The sequence below is a fragment of the Micromonospora musae genome (genome assembly GCF_003626635.1).
Lineage (GTDB): Bacteria > Actinomycetota > Actinomycetes > Mycobacteriales > Micromonosporaceae > Micromonospora > Micromonospora musae.
In genome coordinates, this window is record NZ_RAZT01000001.1 from 44,944 (window position 1) to 58,622 (window position 13,679).

A 13,679-nucleotide genomic window follows, 5' to 3' on the forward strand; every position below is an offset into this window, starting at 1 on the left:
TGCCGGTCGGTCCGGAACGCGGTGAACTCCACAGATGGGTGACATCCTGGTGGGCACCGCCTCCTGGACCGACCGGACGCTGCTGGACTCCGGCTGGTATCCGCAGACCGCCGACACGCCGGAGAAGCGGCTCGCGTACTACGCCCGGCAGTTCCCGCTGGTCGAGGTGGACGCCACCTACTACTCACCGCCCGCGGAGCGGACCGCGCGGCTCTGGGCCGAGCGCACCCCGGCCGGCTTCACCTTCAACGTCAAGGCGTTCAGCCTGCTGACCCGACATCCGACCCGGGTCAACGCCCTCTACAAGGACCTGCGACCGGAGACCGAGAAGCGCAACGTCTACCCCGACGACCTCGCCCCGCAGGCGTACGAGGAGGTGTGGACGCGTTTCCTCTCGGCGCTCGACCCGCTCGTCGAGGTGGGGAAGCTCGGCGCGCTGCTGTTCCAGTTCCCACCCTGGTTCACCATCAAGCGGGACAACAAGCAGTACCTGCTGGAGGTCGCGAAGCGCTGCTCTCCGCTGCGGCCGGTGTACGAGTTCCGGCACGCCTCCTGGTTCGACGGCGACAACCGGGACGAGACGGTGGAGTTCCTGCGCAAGCACCGCCTGCCGTACGTCTGCGTCGACATGCCCCAGGGGCACCGCTCCTCGGTGCCGCCGGTGCTGGCGGCGACCGCCGACCTCGCGGTGGTGCGGTTCCACGGGCACAGCGACAAGTGGACGAGCACCGACATCCACGAGAAGTTCGGCTACCACTACTCCGACCGGGAGTTGCGCGACTGGGCGCCGAAGCTGCGCGAGCTGGCCGACTCCGCCCAGCGGACCCACGTGCTCATGAACAACTGTTATCGGGACTACGCGCAGACCAACGCGGCCACCCTCGCCGGCCTGCTCGGGGCGGAGTGACGCCGGCCGCCCAGCCGGGTCACCCGCGAAGGGTGAGGACGAGTCACCCGGGCGCGGGACACCGTGGAGGCTGCGTGCGGTCGGTGCGGCGACCGGCGCACCACGAGGAGGTGACCGGCAATGACGGCTCGGGTGGTGATGGATCCGCGACGCGGGGCCGTGCTGCACGTGGTCGGTGGGTCGCGTGACACGCGCGCAGCCCGGCAGGCGGGTCGACGGAGCCCCCTTCGGGCCCGGCCCGGCCCGGCGGGGCCGCCGCGGCGCGACGACGATCGACGCTGGGTCAACGACGAACGGGGGTGGGAAGATGGCTGAGCAGTTCATATCTGCGGTCGAGTCCTCGCTGGACAAGACGAACCTGATCCTGAAGGACATCGAGAGCGCCTACGGCTGGCCCAAGGAGCAGCGCAACCAGTCCTATGCCGCGTTGCGCACCGTGCTGCACCTGCTGCGGGACCGGATGCCGGTGCAGGAGAGCGTCGAGTTCGCGCAGCAACTGCCGATCCTCGTCCGGGGCATCTACTTCGACGGGTGGAAGCCGTCCGACGTACCGGTGAAGTTGAACCGGGAGGACTTCCTCTACGAGGTGCGGCAGGGCTTCCCGTACGACGTGCAGGGCGGCACCGAGCGGGTCGTGCAGGTGGTGCTCGACACGCTGCGCCGGCACGTCACCCAGGGTGAGTGGGAAGACGTCAAGGACACCATGCCGCGGGATCTCGCCCGGATGATGCCGTGAGGTGACGCCGGCCCGCCCCGTTCCGGGGCGGGCGGGTCACCCCGCCGGGACGCGGCTCACCTGAAGTCCGTCCCGGCGACGCCGGGCGGCGAAGGCGACCGCGTCGGCGATCGCCGCGCCGCCCGGGTCGTTGTTGAAGTAGACGTACACGGGCGCGTCGCCGAACGTGTCGGCGAGCCGGCGCACCCACGACGTCAGGGCGGCCCGGCCGTAGCGCGGGTGCGGGCGGGCCCGCCCCTCGTGCAGGCGCAGGTAGCCGAAGTCCGTGGTACGCCACAGCGGCGTCACGGGCCGGCCGAGCCGGTCCGCCCAGACCAGCGCCGCCCGGTGCCGCTCCAGCGTCGCCCGGGTGGCGGCGGTCCACCAGGAGGCGTGCCGCGGCTCCACCGCCACCCGCACCTGCGGCGGGAAGAGGCGCAGGGTGGCGTCGAGGAGCGGAACGTCCGCGGCGAGGGTGGGCGGCAGTTGCAGCAGCACCGGCCCGAGCCGGTCGCCGAGCGCCGAGGCCCGGTCGAGGAACCGGTACACCGGCTCGGCCGGATCCCGCAGGCGCTTGATGTGGGTGAGGTAGCGGCTCATCTTCACCGCCACGCAGAAGTCGTCGGGCGTACGGGCGCGCCACGCCGCGAACGTGTCCCGCTCCGGCAGCCGGTAGAAGGCGTTGTTCACCTCCACCGTGGCGAACCGTTCGGCGAAGTGCTCCAGCCAGAGCCGCTGCGGCAGGCCGTCGGGGTAGAACCGGCCCCGCCAGTCGCGGTACTGCCATCCCGACGTGCCGAGCAGGATCACCGCCGGACTACCAGAGCTGCAGCGGGAAGACCTCGAACGCGGCACCGTAGCGGATCCCGAGGCGGGTGCCGATCGGCCGGGCGAAACCCTCCAGGAACTCCTCGGCGTCGAAGCCGCCGTCGCCCAACCCGGTCAGGTACGCCGAGTGCGCCCGTAGCGACTCGACCCCCTGCGTGAACGTCGCGGTGACGTCCACCCCGTGCGTCGCCTGCGGCGATCCGGCGGCCCAGACCTCCCGCACCCCGTCCCACCGCTGCACCCCGTCGGTCAACTGCTCCGGGAAGATCCAGCGGTTGCCCGCGTCACGGGCCGCGTCCAGCGTCGCCCGGCCGGTGGCGATGTGGTCGGCCTGGTTCAGCGCGTACGCGCCGTCCCAGGTGTCGCGGAAGTTGTTCGTGATGACGATCTCCGGACGGTGCCGGCGCACCACCTCGGCGAGGGCCCGGCGCAGCGGCACACCGTACTCGAGGATCCCGTCGGGCAGGCCGAGGAACTCGACGGTGTCGACCCCGACGAGCGCCGCCGACGCCCGCTGCTCCTGCTCGCGGACCCGGCGGGCCTGCTCCGGCGCCAGCCCGTCGATACCGGCCTCGCCGCTGGTGACCAGGCAGTAGACGACCTGCTTGCCCTGCCCCGTCCAGCGCGCCACGGCCGCCGCCGCGCCGAACTCCAGGTCGTCGGGGTGGGCCACCACGGCCAGGGCCCGCTGCCACTGCTCGGTCACCGGTTCGAGTGGAGTCACGGCCGGCTCGGTCATCGACACCTCCTGCGCCTTCGTCCGCCCCATCCTGCCACCGCGGCCGTCTCCCCGCTGCCGCCGAGACCGGCGTTCCGCGGCCGATCTGACGCTGACCCCGAACCACCGATGTCCGCCATGTCGGACGTCTACCGTGAGGTTAGGAAGCGAGCGTGGGGGTAGCACTCGCTGCACAGAGACCCCGGCGTACGGCGGGGCCGGCACGAGGGAGCACCGATGGCACTCAGCGACGACGACATGACCACCATGGGCGCCGGAGGCGACGAGGGCCCCGCCGACGGTGGCGCGACGCCGGGCAAGCGGGACGGCGGCGCGGACGGCAGCGCCGACCAGGGCGCCGAACGCGGCATGGACCGCGGCGCGGACCAGGGCGCGGAGGGACCGGCGGACGGCGGTGCGACGCCCGGCAAGCAGGACGGCGGCGCCGACGGTGGGGCGGAGGGACCGGCCGACGGGGGCGCGACCCCCGGCAAGCAGGACGGCGGCGCCGACGGCCCCGCCCGCTGAGCGATGGGCGTCACGCAGCTCGACCCGCCGGGCGGCCACGGCCGCCCGGCGGCGCAGCCCGCGAGCGCGTCCGCGGCGCTCGCCCGGTGCGTGGCCGTCGAACCGGCGAAGTTCGCCGCCGCGCACTGGGGCCAGACCCCACTGCTCTCCCGCGCCGACGAGCTACCCGACCCGGCCGGCTTCACCGACCTGTTCAGCCCTGGCGACGCCGACGAGCTGCTCAGCCGGCGCGGCCTGCGCACCCCCTTCCTGCGCATCGCCCGCGACGGGGAACTCGTGCCGCCGGTCCGCTGGACCGGCGGCGGCGGCGCCGGAGCCGAGATCGGCGACCAGGTGCTCGACGAGCGGGTGCTGGAGCAGTACGCCGCCGGCGCGACCCTGGTGCTGCAGGGCCTGCACCGCAACTGGCCGCCACTGATCGACTTCGCCCGCGACCTGGGTCTCGCGATCGGCCAGCCGTTGCAGGTCAACGCGTACCTCACCCCGGCCGGAAACCAGGGCTTCGCCACCCACTACGACACCCACGACGTCTTCGTCCTGCAGGTCGACGGCCGCAAACACTGGCGGATCCACCCGCCGGTGCTGCCCGACCCGCTGGAGAAGCAGTCCTGGGGTGGCCGGGCCGACGAGGTGGCCGCCACCGCGCAGGGGCCGGCCGCGCTGGACGTGGTGCTCGCCCCGGGGGACGCGCTCTACCTGCCCCGCGGCTGGCTGCACAGCGCGCAGGCCCAGGAGTCCTCGTCGCTGCACCTGACCGTCGGCGTGCGGGCCCTCACCCGCTACGCGCTGGTCGAGGAGCTGCTGGCGCTCGCCGTCGAGGACCGCCGGTTGCGGGCCGGCCTGCCGCTCGGCATCGACCTCTCCGACCCCGACGCCGTCGAGCCGGAGCTCACCGAGACGGTCGAGGCGCTGCGGGACTGGCTGCTGCGCGTCGACCCGACCGCGCTCGCCGACCGGCTGCGGCGGCGGTCCTGGCCGGCCGCGCGCCCGGCGCCGATCCGGCCGCTCGCCCAGGCCGCCGCCATCGACACCCTCGACGTCGACAGCCGGCTCACCCTGCGTCCCGGGCTCCGTTGGCAGCTCGTCCCCGAGGCCGCGGACCGGGTCGCGCTGCGCTTGTTCGACCGGACCGTCAGCCTGCCCGCCGAGTGCGAACCGGCGGTCCGCGCCCTGCTCACCGGCGCGGTCGGCCGGGTCGGGGACCTGCCCGGCCTGCCGGACGACGCCGACCGGCTCGTGCTGGCCCGCCGACTGCTCCGCGAGGCGGTGGTCGTCCCCGGCTGAGCCGAGCAGCCGACCAGCCGCCCGGTCGACGACCGGCGCGCCGGTCAGCGGAAGAGGACCAGCAGTAGGACGGTGGCCGCCAGCCCGGCGGCGAGCACCACGGTGATCGGGCGGGGACCCAGCACGGCATTACGCCGATCCGCCAGCATCTTCGCCGGCACCAACCCGACCAGCGGGCCGAAGAGCGTCACCACCAGCGCCAGCACCGGCATCCCGACCGCCAGGTCGCCGCCGTAGCCCACCCCGGCCGCACGGGCCACCGCACCGAGGGCGTACGCCAGCACGGCGCCGGCCACGCCGCAGGCGGCGAGCAGCGGGTTGACCGAGCCGGGCAGCTCACCCGGCTGGCGGGTGCGGTCGAGCAGCTCGCGCACCTGGCCCAGCAGCAGCACCGGATCGGCGTCGACGCCGGCCGTCGGCGCGGGCGCCCCGGTCAGCCGGCGCCCGGCGGAGCCGAGCCGCTCACGCAGCAGCTGCCACAGGTGCGCCGCCTCCGCGTCCACCCGCTCCTGCAGCTCCCGCGCGTCGGCCAGCTCCCGCTCGGCCCGCTCCACCTGCTCCTCCGCCTCGGCGACGGCCCGGTCCGCGGCGACGCACTGCCGCTCGTGCCAGCTCTGCGCCTCCTCCCGCTGGGCGTGCACGCGGGCGCTGACATCGGCGAGCCTGCGCACCTGCGCCGCGTACGTCTCGCTGGCAACCGGCTGGTTCATCGGGACGGTCCATAGGGGATGATCACTTGGCCGGTGCGGTGCACCGCTCGGTCGAAGAAGAGCCCACGCCACGGGCGGGGGTACCAATCCGGGCCACCGGTGCCCGGATAGAGCGACGAGCCCAGCTCGCCGCCGTGCGTGTCGAGCGCCACCCAGGCGCCGATCTGATCGGTGCGCGCCGCCGGGCCGCCCAGGTCCGCCCGCATCCGGGCCACGCCCCGCCACCAGGCCAGCACGTGCGTACGCCGCTCCGGCCCGTCGTGCAGGATCCCGCGCAGCCGCTCCAACCCGGTACGCCCCCCGGCTCGGGCGGCCAACGCGCCCGCCGCCGCGTCCACCGCGAAGAGCAGCAGGTAGTGCGGATCGCCGGCGCTCGCCAACCCGTCCGCCGTCTCGGTCATCAGCTCGGCGACCGTCTCCTCGTCGTACCAGGCGGCGTCCTCGGCGAGCTCCTCGTAGAGGGCACGGGCGATCGGGTCCGCGTCCGGGTCGAGGCAGGCGATGGAGAACCGTGCCGTGCCCGGGCGGTGCTGCCGGGCCAGCGAGCGGGCCGCCGCGTCGAGCACCGCGCACGCCTCGTCGACCCGGGTGCCGAGCACCGCCAGGTTCCGTCCCGGCGCGCGAGGCAGCCGCAAGGCCGCCGACCGGGCCTGCACGTCGATGATCTCGCCGAGCAGCGCGACCGGGCCCCGGGTCGTACCGTCGCCGCTCGTCAGCGCCCGGAAGTCCGGCGCGTCGACGAGCCGCGGGATCGCGTCACCGTCGAAGAGCCGGGCCGGCGCGGCGTCCTGCGGGCGCATCCGCCACAGCCGGTGCTGCAGGCCGCTCCAGGTCTCCCAGTCACTCGCCGACGGGATCCGGGCGACCTGGTTCCCCTCCGGCAGCCCCGACTCGGCGTTGACCACCGCGTGCCAGCGCGGCAGCGACTGGGCGGCGTCGTTGCGCTCGGCGAGGATCCGCAGTGCCTTCGGCAGCGCGATCCGCAGGGTGAACTGGGCGACCAGCGCCGGCCGCCCCCACAGCGCCTCGATCCCGCGCACGTCCTGCGAGGCGAGGACCAGGTGGATGCCCTGCGAGCGACCCCGGCGGGCCAGGTCCTCCAGCAGCTCGGCGGCCTCCCGGGCGACCACGTCGCGCCCGGCGAGCAGCATCTGGAACTCGTCGACCACCGCCACGATGCGCGGCCAGCGGCCGGTCGGGTCCACCGCGCGCAGCTCGGCGAGCTTGGTGACCTCGTGCTTCTTCGCCGCGTCGGCGCGCCGGCGCAGCTCCTCGGCGAGGAACCGCAGCAGCGCCAGCCCGAACTCCCGGTCGGTGTTGACGTTGATCCCGACCAGCCGCATGTGCGGCAGCCAGCTCGGGTCACGCCGGCCCTGCGCGAACCGGGCGAACGACACCCCCTCCTTGAAATCGAGCAGGTAGAACTCCAGCTCGGCGGGGGAGTAGCGGGCGGCGAGCGCCCCGATCCAGGTGAAGATCAGGTTGGTCTTGCCGGTGCCGGACGGGCCACCGATCAGCGCGTGCGGCGGGTAGTCGCCCAACGTCAGCAGCACCGGGCGGCCCTGCGGCCCCTCGCCGATGGGTGCCGTCAGGCCGGTGGCCGAGTCCTCCCGCCACATCCGCTCCGGCGGCGGCAGCAGGTCCGTGAAGGGCGTCGGCGCGGGACCGGCGTTGACCCGGGCCGCCACGTCCCGGCAGGTCTCGGTGACCAGGGGCGCCGGCGGCGGCGGGTCGAGCCGGACCGGCAGCCCCGGCGACGCGCCGACTCGCGCGCCGTCCGGTTCGGCCACCACCCGGGTGACCGTCGGATCGTCCGGCAGCGCCACGCCCCGCACCACGAGGTGCACCCCGCACGCCGCGCCCGTACGGACCACCCGGTCGAGCTGGCCGCGCTCGTGGCGGGAGAGCTCGTCGCCGCCGAGCAGCACCGCCACCCGCCACGGCTCGGGCCGGCGGCCCGTCGCGGCGGCCAACTCCCGCAGCGAGCTGTGCTCCCCGGCCAGCACCGTCTCGTTGATCCGGCGGATCTGCTCGACGAGGTCGTCGAGCAACCGACCCAGCCCACCCGGCCCGACGAAGGTCAGCAAGCCGGCGGTGCCGAGCGGGGCGAAACCGGCCAGCCCGCCACCCAGGTGCTCCGGGTCGTACCCCATCAACCGGACGGTGCCGGCGTCCGTCCGGCCCAGGGCGCGCAGCAGCAGCGCGCCGACCACCGCGTCGCAGCCGTCCCGGTCGGCGCCGGAGAGTTCGACGTGTCCCGCATCGAGCAGCGGCACCAGGGCCGGCACCGGCTCGGCGCCCGCAATGCCGAGGGTGCCGATCCGCAGCGCGCCGGGAGGCTCGGACCGCTCGGCCGGCGTGGCGCGCCAGCGGGACCACTCCTCGGCGGCGGCGCCGGGCGCCTCCCAGCGGGCGGCGTCGGCGGCCCGCCGGGCCAGCTCGGCGATGCGCGCGGCGTGCCGCTCGTCGATCTCGGCGAGGCGGCGGTCGCGCTCCGCGCCGACCCGCCCCGGCACCTCGGCGGCGGCCCGGCGTACCCGGGTCAGCCGCTCCCGCCCAGCGGCCAGCTCGGTCTGCGCGGCGAAGAGCCGGGTGCGGGCCGCGCCGAGCGCGTCGGCGAGCGTGCCCCGGACCCGGCTGACCAGCTGCGCGCGCCGGTCAGCCATCGCTGCCCCGGCGCCGGGGCGCGTCGACCCACGGACCCGGCCGCCGCGGACGGGTACCGGTGCCCGCGGCCGTCCGGTCGGGAAGCCCACCCGACTGCGCCCGGTTCGCGCCGGCGCCGGTCAGCTCGCCCGGCGCGGCCCGACCCGGGGTGGAACGCCCACCACGGTCGGCGCCGACCCGCTCGCCCGCCCGGCCGCCGTTGCCTGCGCCCGTCGGCGCCGAGTCGCCGGTCGCCCGGCGATCCGCCGTTGCCGCCTCGGGCAGGTCCCGCCCGAGACGGGCGAGGAGCACGCCGGTCAGCACACCGCCGGCCACCGCCGAGTCCGCGGCGTGCGGGGCCTCGCCGGAGCGGCGCGGCGGGGGCATCCGGCACAGCCGGGTCAGCAGCGTCTCCAGCACCGGCGCCGGTAGGCCGGGCAGCAGATCCCGCACCCGACCGTCCAGGGCGCTGCGCAGCCGGCCCAGATCGTCCGAGCGGGGCGGATGGCCGAGCAGCTCGGTGGCGAACTCCCGCAGCAGCTGGGGGGCGAGCGCGGCCATGCCCAGCCCGACGTCGGCGTGTGCCCGGCGCAGCTCGGTACGCAGCCGGTCCCGGTCACCGGCGCGTACCCCGCGCACCACCCGGCGCAGCAGCTCGGTGGAGTCGTTGATCTGCTCGTCCGGTTCGTCCGCGCCCTCCGCGCCGCCGGTCAGCTCCGCCACCCGTACCGACCACCACCGCCGCAGCCGCACCTGCTCGGCCGGCTCGGGTGGTACGACGACCGGGGCGGCGTCCCGCGGCGCGTCGTGCCGGGGCCGCTCGGAGTCGCGTGGCTGGGCCGGGGCGGTGCCACCGGCGCCGAGCCCGATGGCGGCCAGGTACGCGGCGAGCTGCTCCTGTGCCAGCCGCAACGCGTATCCGGCGGTCTCGATGTGCTCGGTGGCGGAGGAGAGCTCCGGCACCCCCATCGGGTTGGCCGACTCCTGACGTACCCAGCGCAGTCGCTCGCTGGCCAACCCGAACTTCTCCAACGCCTGGGCGACCAGGCCGAGCGGCAGCTCCTCGGCGGCGGCGCGGACCTGGGCGCCGACATCCTCGACGATCGACACGGCCGTCGCCTACAGGGCCGCGACGTAGAGCTGCGCCTGCTCGACGGCGACCAGGGTCGCCGCGAGGCACTCCTCCAGCTCCTGACCGGCCTGGGTCAGCGAGGCCTGTGCCGCCTCGACCGTCTCGTGCCCGCTGCCCTCCAGCGCCCCGGCCAGGGTCTGCTGCGCCTCGGTGAGTTTCTCGCCGGCGGCCTGCACGGCGCTCTGGCCGTCGCCGATCTGCTGGAGTGCCACGTCGATGGCTGCCTTGAGCTCGGCGACGCTCGCCACGGGGGTTACCTCCTGGGGGCAGGGAGGCTTTCATTAGAGCCTATGGGTACGGCGGGAAGTCATCCGCCCTGTCAGTGTTCCTGCCCCGGTGACCGCTTGTCACCCTGAAGCGCCGGGAGTCCGATTGGCGGGACTGGCCGCATCTTGCGCCCGGACCGCCGGACCCGCCATGCGGCCCTCCGAACCCTCGCGCAGCCAGCGCGGCCCGTACACCTCGGCCCCCTCGGCCACGACCCGATTGCGCAGCTCACGGTCGGCCGTGACGACGACGCGCCGGCGCTGCGGGGCCGCGCGGACCAGGTCGACTATCGCGTCGTCGCCCGAGCCCCGGGCGCCGACCACCTCGACGCCCGGCACCGCCGCAACGTCCCGCGCGCGACCCTCCACCACCAGCACCACCACCACCGGCGGCAACAGCTGCGGGGGCAGCCCGACCTCGCCCAGCCCGGCGAGCGAGTCCCGCAACCGGGCGGTCGCCCCGGCCCGGTCCCGCCACCACCCGTCCGGGCGCGAGCCGACAACGTTCGCGGCGTCCACGATCAGCAGCGGCCGTACGTCCATCACCCCAGCCTGCCACCGCGGGCGCCCGCCGACCCGGCTGCCGCCGCCACCGGCGCGCCGCGCTGCCGCCACCGGCGCGCCGCGCTGCCGCCACCGGCGCGCTGCGCGCCGCCGAACCGCCGCCACCGGCGCGCCGTGCGCCACCGCACCGACGCGGGGACCGGCCGTCGTGCCCGCCCCGGCGGCCTCCGCGCGGCGTTTGTCGGGCCGACCGCCGGGTAGCCCCTGCCGACCGTGCCGCACGCTACTGCGGAGGACAGAGATGATGGGACCCGGCGACTTCGGCACCGACCCCTGGGACGAGTTCCTGGCCCGGTACTTCGGCCGTGGCGAGGGCGGGCGCCGACCGCCGCACCGGGTCGACATCACTCGGCTGATGACCGCCGACGCGCGGGAGACGCTGGCCGACGCGGCCCGGCGCGCGGCGCAGCGACAGAGCACCGACCTGGACACCGACCATCTGCTCTGGGCGGCGCTGCAACGCGAGCCGCTGCGCGATCTGGTACGACGGGCCGGCGCCGACCCGGACACCCTGCTCAACGCCCTCGGCGGCAAGGGCGACGGGGCGCCCCGTGGGGAGGTGCCGCCGAATCTGTCGCTCACCCCGGCGGCGAAGCGGGCGCTGCTCGACGCCCACCAGCTCTCCCGCGCGATGGGCGCCAACTACATCGGCCCCGAGCACATCCTGATGGCGTTGCCGCTGAACCCGGAGTCGCCGGCCGGTCGGATGCTCGCCGCGGGGCGGATCCAACCCGAGTCGTTGCAGGCCGCCAACGCCGAGCGCGGGCCGATGACCGGCCCGAAGCCGGACCGCGGCACACCGACCCTTGACCAGTACGGGCAGGACCTCACCGACCTGGCCCACAACGACCAGATCGACCCGGTCATCGGCCGCGCCGACGAGATCGAACAGGCCGTCGAGATCCTCTCTCGGCGTACGAAGAACAACCCGGTGCTCATCGGCGAGGCCGGTGTCGGCAAGACCGCCATCGTCGAAGGGCTGGCGGAGCGGATCTGCGACGGCGACGTGCCGCAGACCCTGCTCGGCAAGCGGGTGATCCAGCTGGACCTGGCCGGGCTCGTCGCCGGCACGCGTTACCGCGGTGACTTCGAGGAGCGGCTGAAGAAGGTGATCGACGAGATCCGGGCCCACCGGGAGGAGCTGATCATCTTCCTGGACGAGATCCACACCCTGGTCGGGGCGGGCGGCGCCGGCAGCGAGGGCGGCATGGACGCGAGCAACATGCTCAAGCCGGCGCTGGCCCGCGGCGAGCTGCGGGTGATCGGCGCGACGACGCTCGACGAGTACCGCAAGAGCATCGAGAAGGACGCGGCGCTCGCCCGCCGGTTCCAGCCGGTGCTGGTGCCGGAGCCGAGCGTCGACGACACCATCGCCATCCTGCGCGGACTGCGCGACCGGTACGAGGCGCACCACCAGGTGCGCTTCACCGACGAGGCGCTGATCGCCGCCGCCGAGCTCTCCGACCGGTACGTCACCGACCGGTTCCTGCCGGACAAGGCGATCGACCTGATCGACCAGGCCGGCGCCCGGGTCCGGCTGCGCACCCGGACCCCGGCCGCCGACGTACGGGACCTGGAGCGGCAGCTCGACGAGGTACGCCGGGACAAGGAGCAGGCGGTCTCCGACGAGAAGTACGAGCGCGCCTCCGCCCTGCGCGACCGGATCGCCGAGCTGGAGGAGCAGGTCCGCCGGGCGCACGGCGAGGACGGCAACGGCGGTTCACAGGTGCCCGAGGTGGGGCCGCAGGAGATCGCCGAGGTGGTGTCCCGTGCCACCGGCATCCCGGTCAACCAGCTCACCGAGGAGGAACGGGACCGGCTGCTGCGCCTCGAGGGGCACCTGCACGAGCGGGTGGTCGGGCAGGACGACGCGGTCTCCGCGGTCGCCGAGGCGGTCCGCCGTTCGCGTACCGGTCTCGCCGACCCGGAGCGGCCGATGGGCAGCTTCCTCTTCCTGGGCCCGACCGGCGTCGGGAAGACCGAGCTGGCCCGCGCCCTCGCCGAGGCGCTCTTCGGCGAGTCGGACCGGATGGTCCGGGTCGACATGAGCGAGTTCCAGGAGCGGCACACCGTGAGCCGTCTGGTGGGCGCGCCGCCGGGATACGTCGGCTACGAGGAGGCCGGGCAGCTCACCGAGGCGGTCCGCCGCCGCCCGTACGCGGTGGTGTTGCTCGACGAGATCGAGAAGGCGCACCCGGACGTGTTCAACATCCTGCTCCAGGTGCTCGACGACGGGCGGCTCACCGACGGGCAGGGTCGGACGGTCAACTTCAAGAACACCGTCCTGATCATGACGAGCAACCTCGGCTCGGAGCTGATCACCGGCGCGCAGCGTGCCGTCGGCTTCGGCGCCGGCGAGCCGGGCAGCGAGCAGGAGAGCGACGAGCTGCGGGACCGGCTGATGCGCCGGCTGCAGGAGAACTTCCGGCCGGAGTTCCTCAACCGCATCGACGAGGTGATCATCTTCCGTCGGCTGGAGGCCGCGCAGCTGCGTCAGATCACCGAGCTGCTGCTGGAGGAGACCCGCCGCCGGATGCACGCCCAGGACATCGAGGTGGACGTCACCACCGCCGCCGTCGACTGGCTCGCCGAGCACGGCTACCAGCCGGAGTTCGGCGCCCGGCCACTGCGCCGCGTGATCCAGCGGGAGGTGGACAACCAGCTCTCCCGGATGCTGCTGGCGTCGGAGATCTCGCCCGGCCAGAAGGTCACTGTCGACGCTCGCGACGGCGCGCTCACCTTCGACGTCGGCGCCGGCGAGCGAGGCTACACCGCGGCCACGACGTCGCATCCGCGATGAGTCGCCCGGAGCCGCCCGAGCCGCAGCAGCCTCCCGAGGCGGAGCAGCCTGCCGAGACCGAGGAGTCCCGGGAGGACGCCGAACACCCCGAACCTATCCAGGCCCGGCCCACGGCCAACCCGGCGCGGGTCCGCATGCCGGCGGAAGGCTGGCGCCGCAAGACCGACGAAGGGGACCCGGAGACGTCCGGGCCGCCACCCGGAGAGGAGACCTGATGGTACGCGAGCAGCGGCTCGATCCCGAGGTTGCGGTGCTCTGGGACGACTTCCACGCCCAGGTCAACGTCCCGTCCGAACAGCTGCGACAGTGGCTGCTGACCCGCGGCTCGGGCGAGGAGGCGTTCGGCCCCGACCCGGACCTGAACCTGCCGGAGCCGGGGCGGCAGATCCTCAAGGTGCTGACCAAACGGAAGGTCGACCTCACCCCGGAGGACATCGAGGTGATGCAGGACGCCGTCGACCGGATCCAGGCCCTGGTGGACGCCCGGCCGCCGCGCGGCAACGCCGACGACGAGTGGCGGCACTCCCTGCTGGACCTCGGCCACGACATCCTGATCGAACGCTGACCGGCCGCGACCGCCC

Annotated in this window: 14 protein-coding genes; 7 read left to right on the forward strand and 7 right to left on the reverse strand. The window is 74.7% G+C overall.

The genetic code is table 11. The features are described from left to right. Nucleotides 1–34 precede the first annotated feature (34 nt). A complete protein-coding gene (locus D7044_RS00195) occupies nucleotides 35–907 on the forward strand; it encodes a DUF72 domain-containing protein (RefSeq protein WP_120682301.1) in 873 nt (290 codons plus the stop codon). A gap of 307 nt (nucleotides 908–1,214) precedes the next feature. Then, nucleotides 1,215–1,643 (forward strand): DUF2267 domain-containing protein, encoded by a 429-nt coding sequence (locus tag D7044_RS00205; RefSeq protein WP_120682297.1) that lies wholly within the window; start codon nucleotides 1,215–1,217, stop codon nucleotides 1,641–1,643. Between the two features lie 36 nt (nucleotides 1,644–1,679). Here the strand turns inward: D7044_RS00205 and D7044_RS00210 are convergent, their stop codons facing one another. Together D7044_RS00210 and D7044_RS00215 are read right to left on the reverse strand one after the other, a co-directional pair. Next, a complete protein-coding gene (locus D7044_RS00210) occupies nucleotides 1,680–2,432 on the reverse strand; it encodes a DUF72 domain-containing protein (RefSeq protein WP_120687591.1) in 753 nt (250 codons plus the stop codon). Nucleotides 2,433–2,439: 7 nt separating this feature from the next. Further along, the gene (locus D7044_RS00215; RefSeq protein ID WP_120687592.1) at nucleotides 2,440–3,189 is read right to left on the reverse strand and encodes a PIG-L deacetylase family protein; all 750 of its coding nucleotides are present in this window, start codon (nucleotides 3,187–3,189) and stop codon (nucleotides 2,440–2,442) included. Between the two features lie 216 nt (nucleotides 3,190–3,405). Here D7044_RS00215 and D7044_RS00220 point away from each other — a divergent pair, with 216 nt between their 5' ends. Both D7044_RS00220 and D7044_RS00225 read left to right on the forward strand, forming a co-directional pair. Beyond that, a complete protein-coding gene (locus tag D7044_RS00220) occupies nucleotides 3,406–3,696 on the forward strand; it encodes a hypothetical protein (protein WP_120682293.1) in 291 nt (96 codons plus the stop codon). A gap of 3 nt (nucleotides 3,697–3,699) precedes the next feature. Continuing rightward, nucleotides 3,700–4,980 (forward strand): cupin domain-containing protein, encoded by a 1,281-nt coding sequence (locus D7044_RS00225; RefSeq protein WP_120687593.1) that lies wholly within the window; start codon nucleotides 3,700–3,702, stop codon nucleotides 4,978–4,980. A gap of 44 nt (nucleotides 4,981–5,024) precedes the next feature. Here D7044_RS00225 and D7044_RS00230 read toward each other — a convergent pair whose 3' ends face one another. From D7044_RS00230 to D7044_RS00250, 5 genes are all read right to left on the reverse strand, one after another. Beyond that, a complete protein-coding gene (locus D7044_RS00230; RefSeq protein ID WP_120687594.1) occupies nucleotides 5,025–5,690 on the reverse strand; it encodes a hypothetical protein in 666 nt (221 codons plus the stop codon). Continuing rightward, nucleotides 5,687–8,356 (reverse strand): FtsK/SpoIIIE domain-containing protein, encoded by a 2,670-nt coding sequence (locus tag D7044_RS00235; protein ID WP_120687880.1) that lies wholly within the window; start codon nucleotides 8,354–8,356, stop codon nucleotides 5,687–5,689. The genes D7044_RS00230 and D7044_RS00235 overlap by 4 nt, the downstream gene beginning before the upstream one ends. Beyond that, on the reverse strand, nucleotides 8,349–9,446 hold the full coding sequence (locus tag D7044_RS00240) for a hypothetical protein (RefSeq protein WP_233564821.1): 1,098 nt from the start codon (nucleotides 9,444–9,446) through the stop codon (nucleotides 8,349–8,351). The genes D7044_RS00235 and D7044_RS00240 overlap by 8 nt, the downstream gene beginning before the upstream one ends. A gap of 9 nt (nucleotides 9,447–9,455) precedes the next feature. Next, the gene (locus D7044_RS00245) at nucleotides 9,456–9,716 is read right to left on the reverse strand and encodes a hypothetical protein (protein ID WP_120682287.1); all 261 of its coding nucleotides are present in this window, start codon (nucleotides 9,714–9,716) and stop codon (nucleotides 9,456–9,458) included. 99 nt (nucleotides 9,717–9,815) lie between these two features. Beyond that, a complete protein-coding gene (locus D7044_RS00250; protein WP_233564822.1) occupies nucleotides 9,816–10,277 on the reverse strand; it encodes a hypothetical protein in 462 nt (153 codons plus the stop codon). Nucleotides 10,278–10,539: 262 nt separating this feature from the next. On the opposite strand from D7044_RS00250, the gene D7044_RS00255 reads away from it, so the two are divergent. The 3 genes from D7044_RS00255 to D7044_RS00265 are packed head-to-tail and all read left to right on the forward strand — an operon-like array spanning nucleotide 10,540 to nucleotide 13,663. Further along, a complete protein-coding gene (locus D7044_RS00255) occupies nucleotides 10,540–13,098 on the forward strand; it encodes an ATP-dependent Clp protease ATP-binding subunit (protein WP_120682285.1) in 2,559 nt (852 codons plus the stop codon). Then, entirely contained in the window at nucleotides 13,095–13,313 is a 219-nt protein-coding gene (locus tag D7044_RS00260) for a hypothetical protein (protein ID WP_120687595.1), read from the forward strand. The genes D7044_RS00255 and D7044_RS00260 overlap by 4 nt, the downstream gene beginning before the upstream one ends. Then, nucleotides 13,313–13,663 (forward strand): DUF3140 domain-containing protein, encoded by a 351-nt coding sequence (locus D7044_RS00265; protein WP_120682281.1) that lies wholly within the window; start codon nucleotides 13,313–13,315, stop codon nucleotides 13,661–13,663. The genes D7044_RS00260 and D7044_RS00265 overlap by 1 nt, the downstream gene beginning before the upstream one ends. Nucleotides 13,664–13,679: the final 16 nt, after the last annotated feature.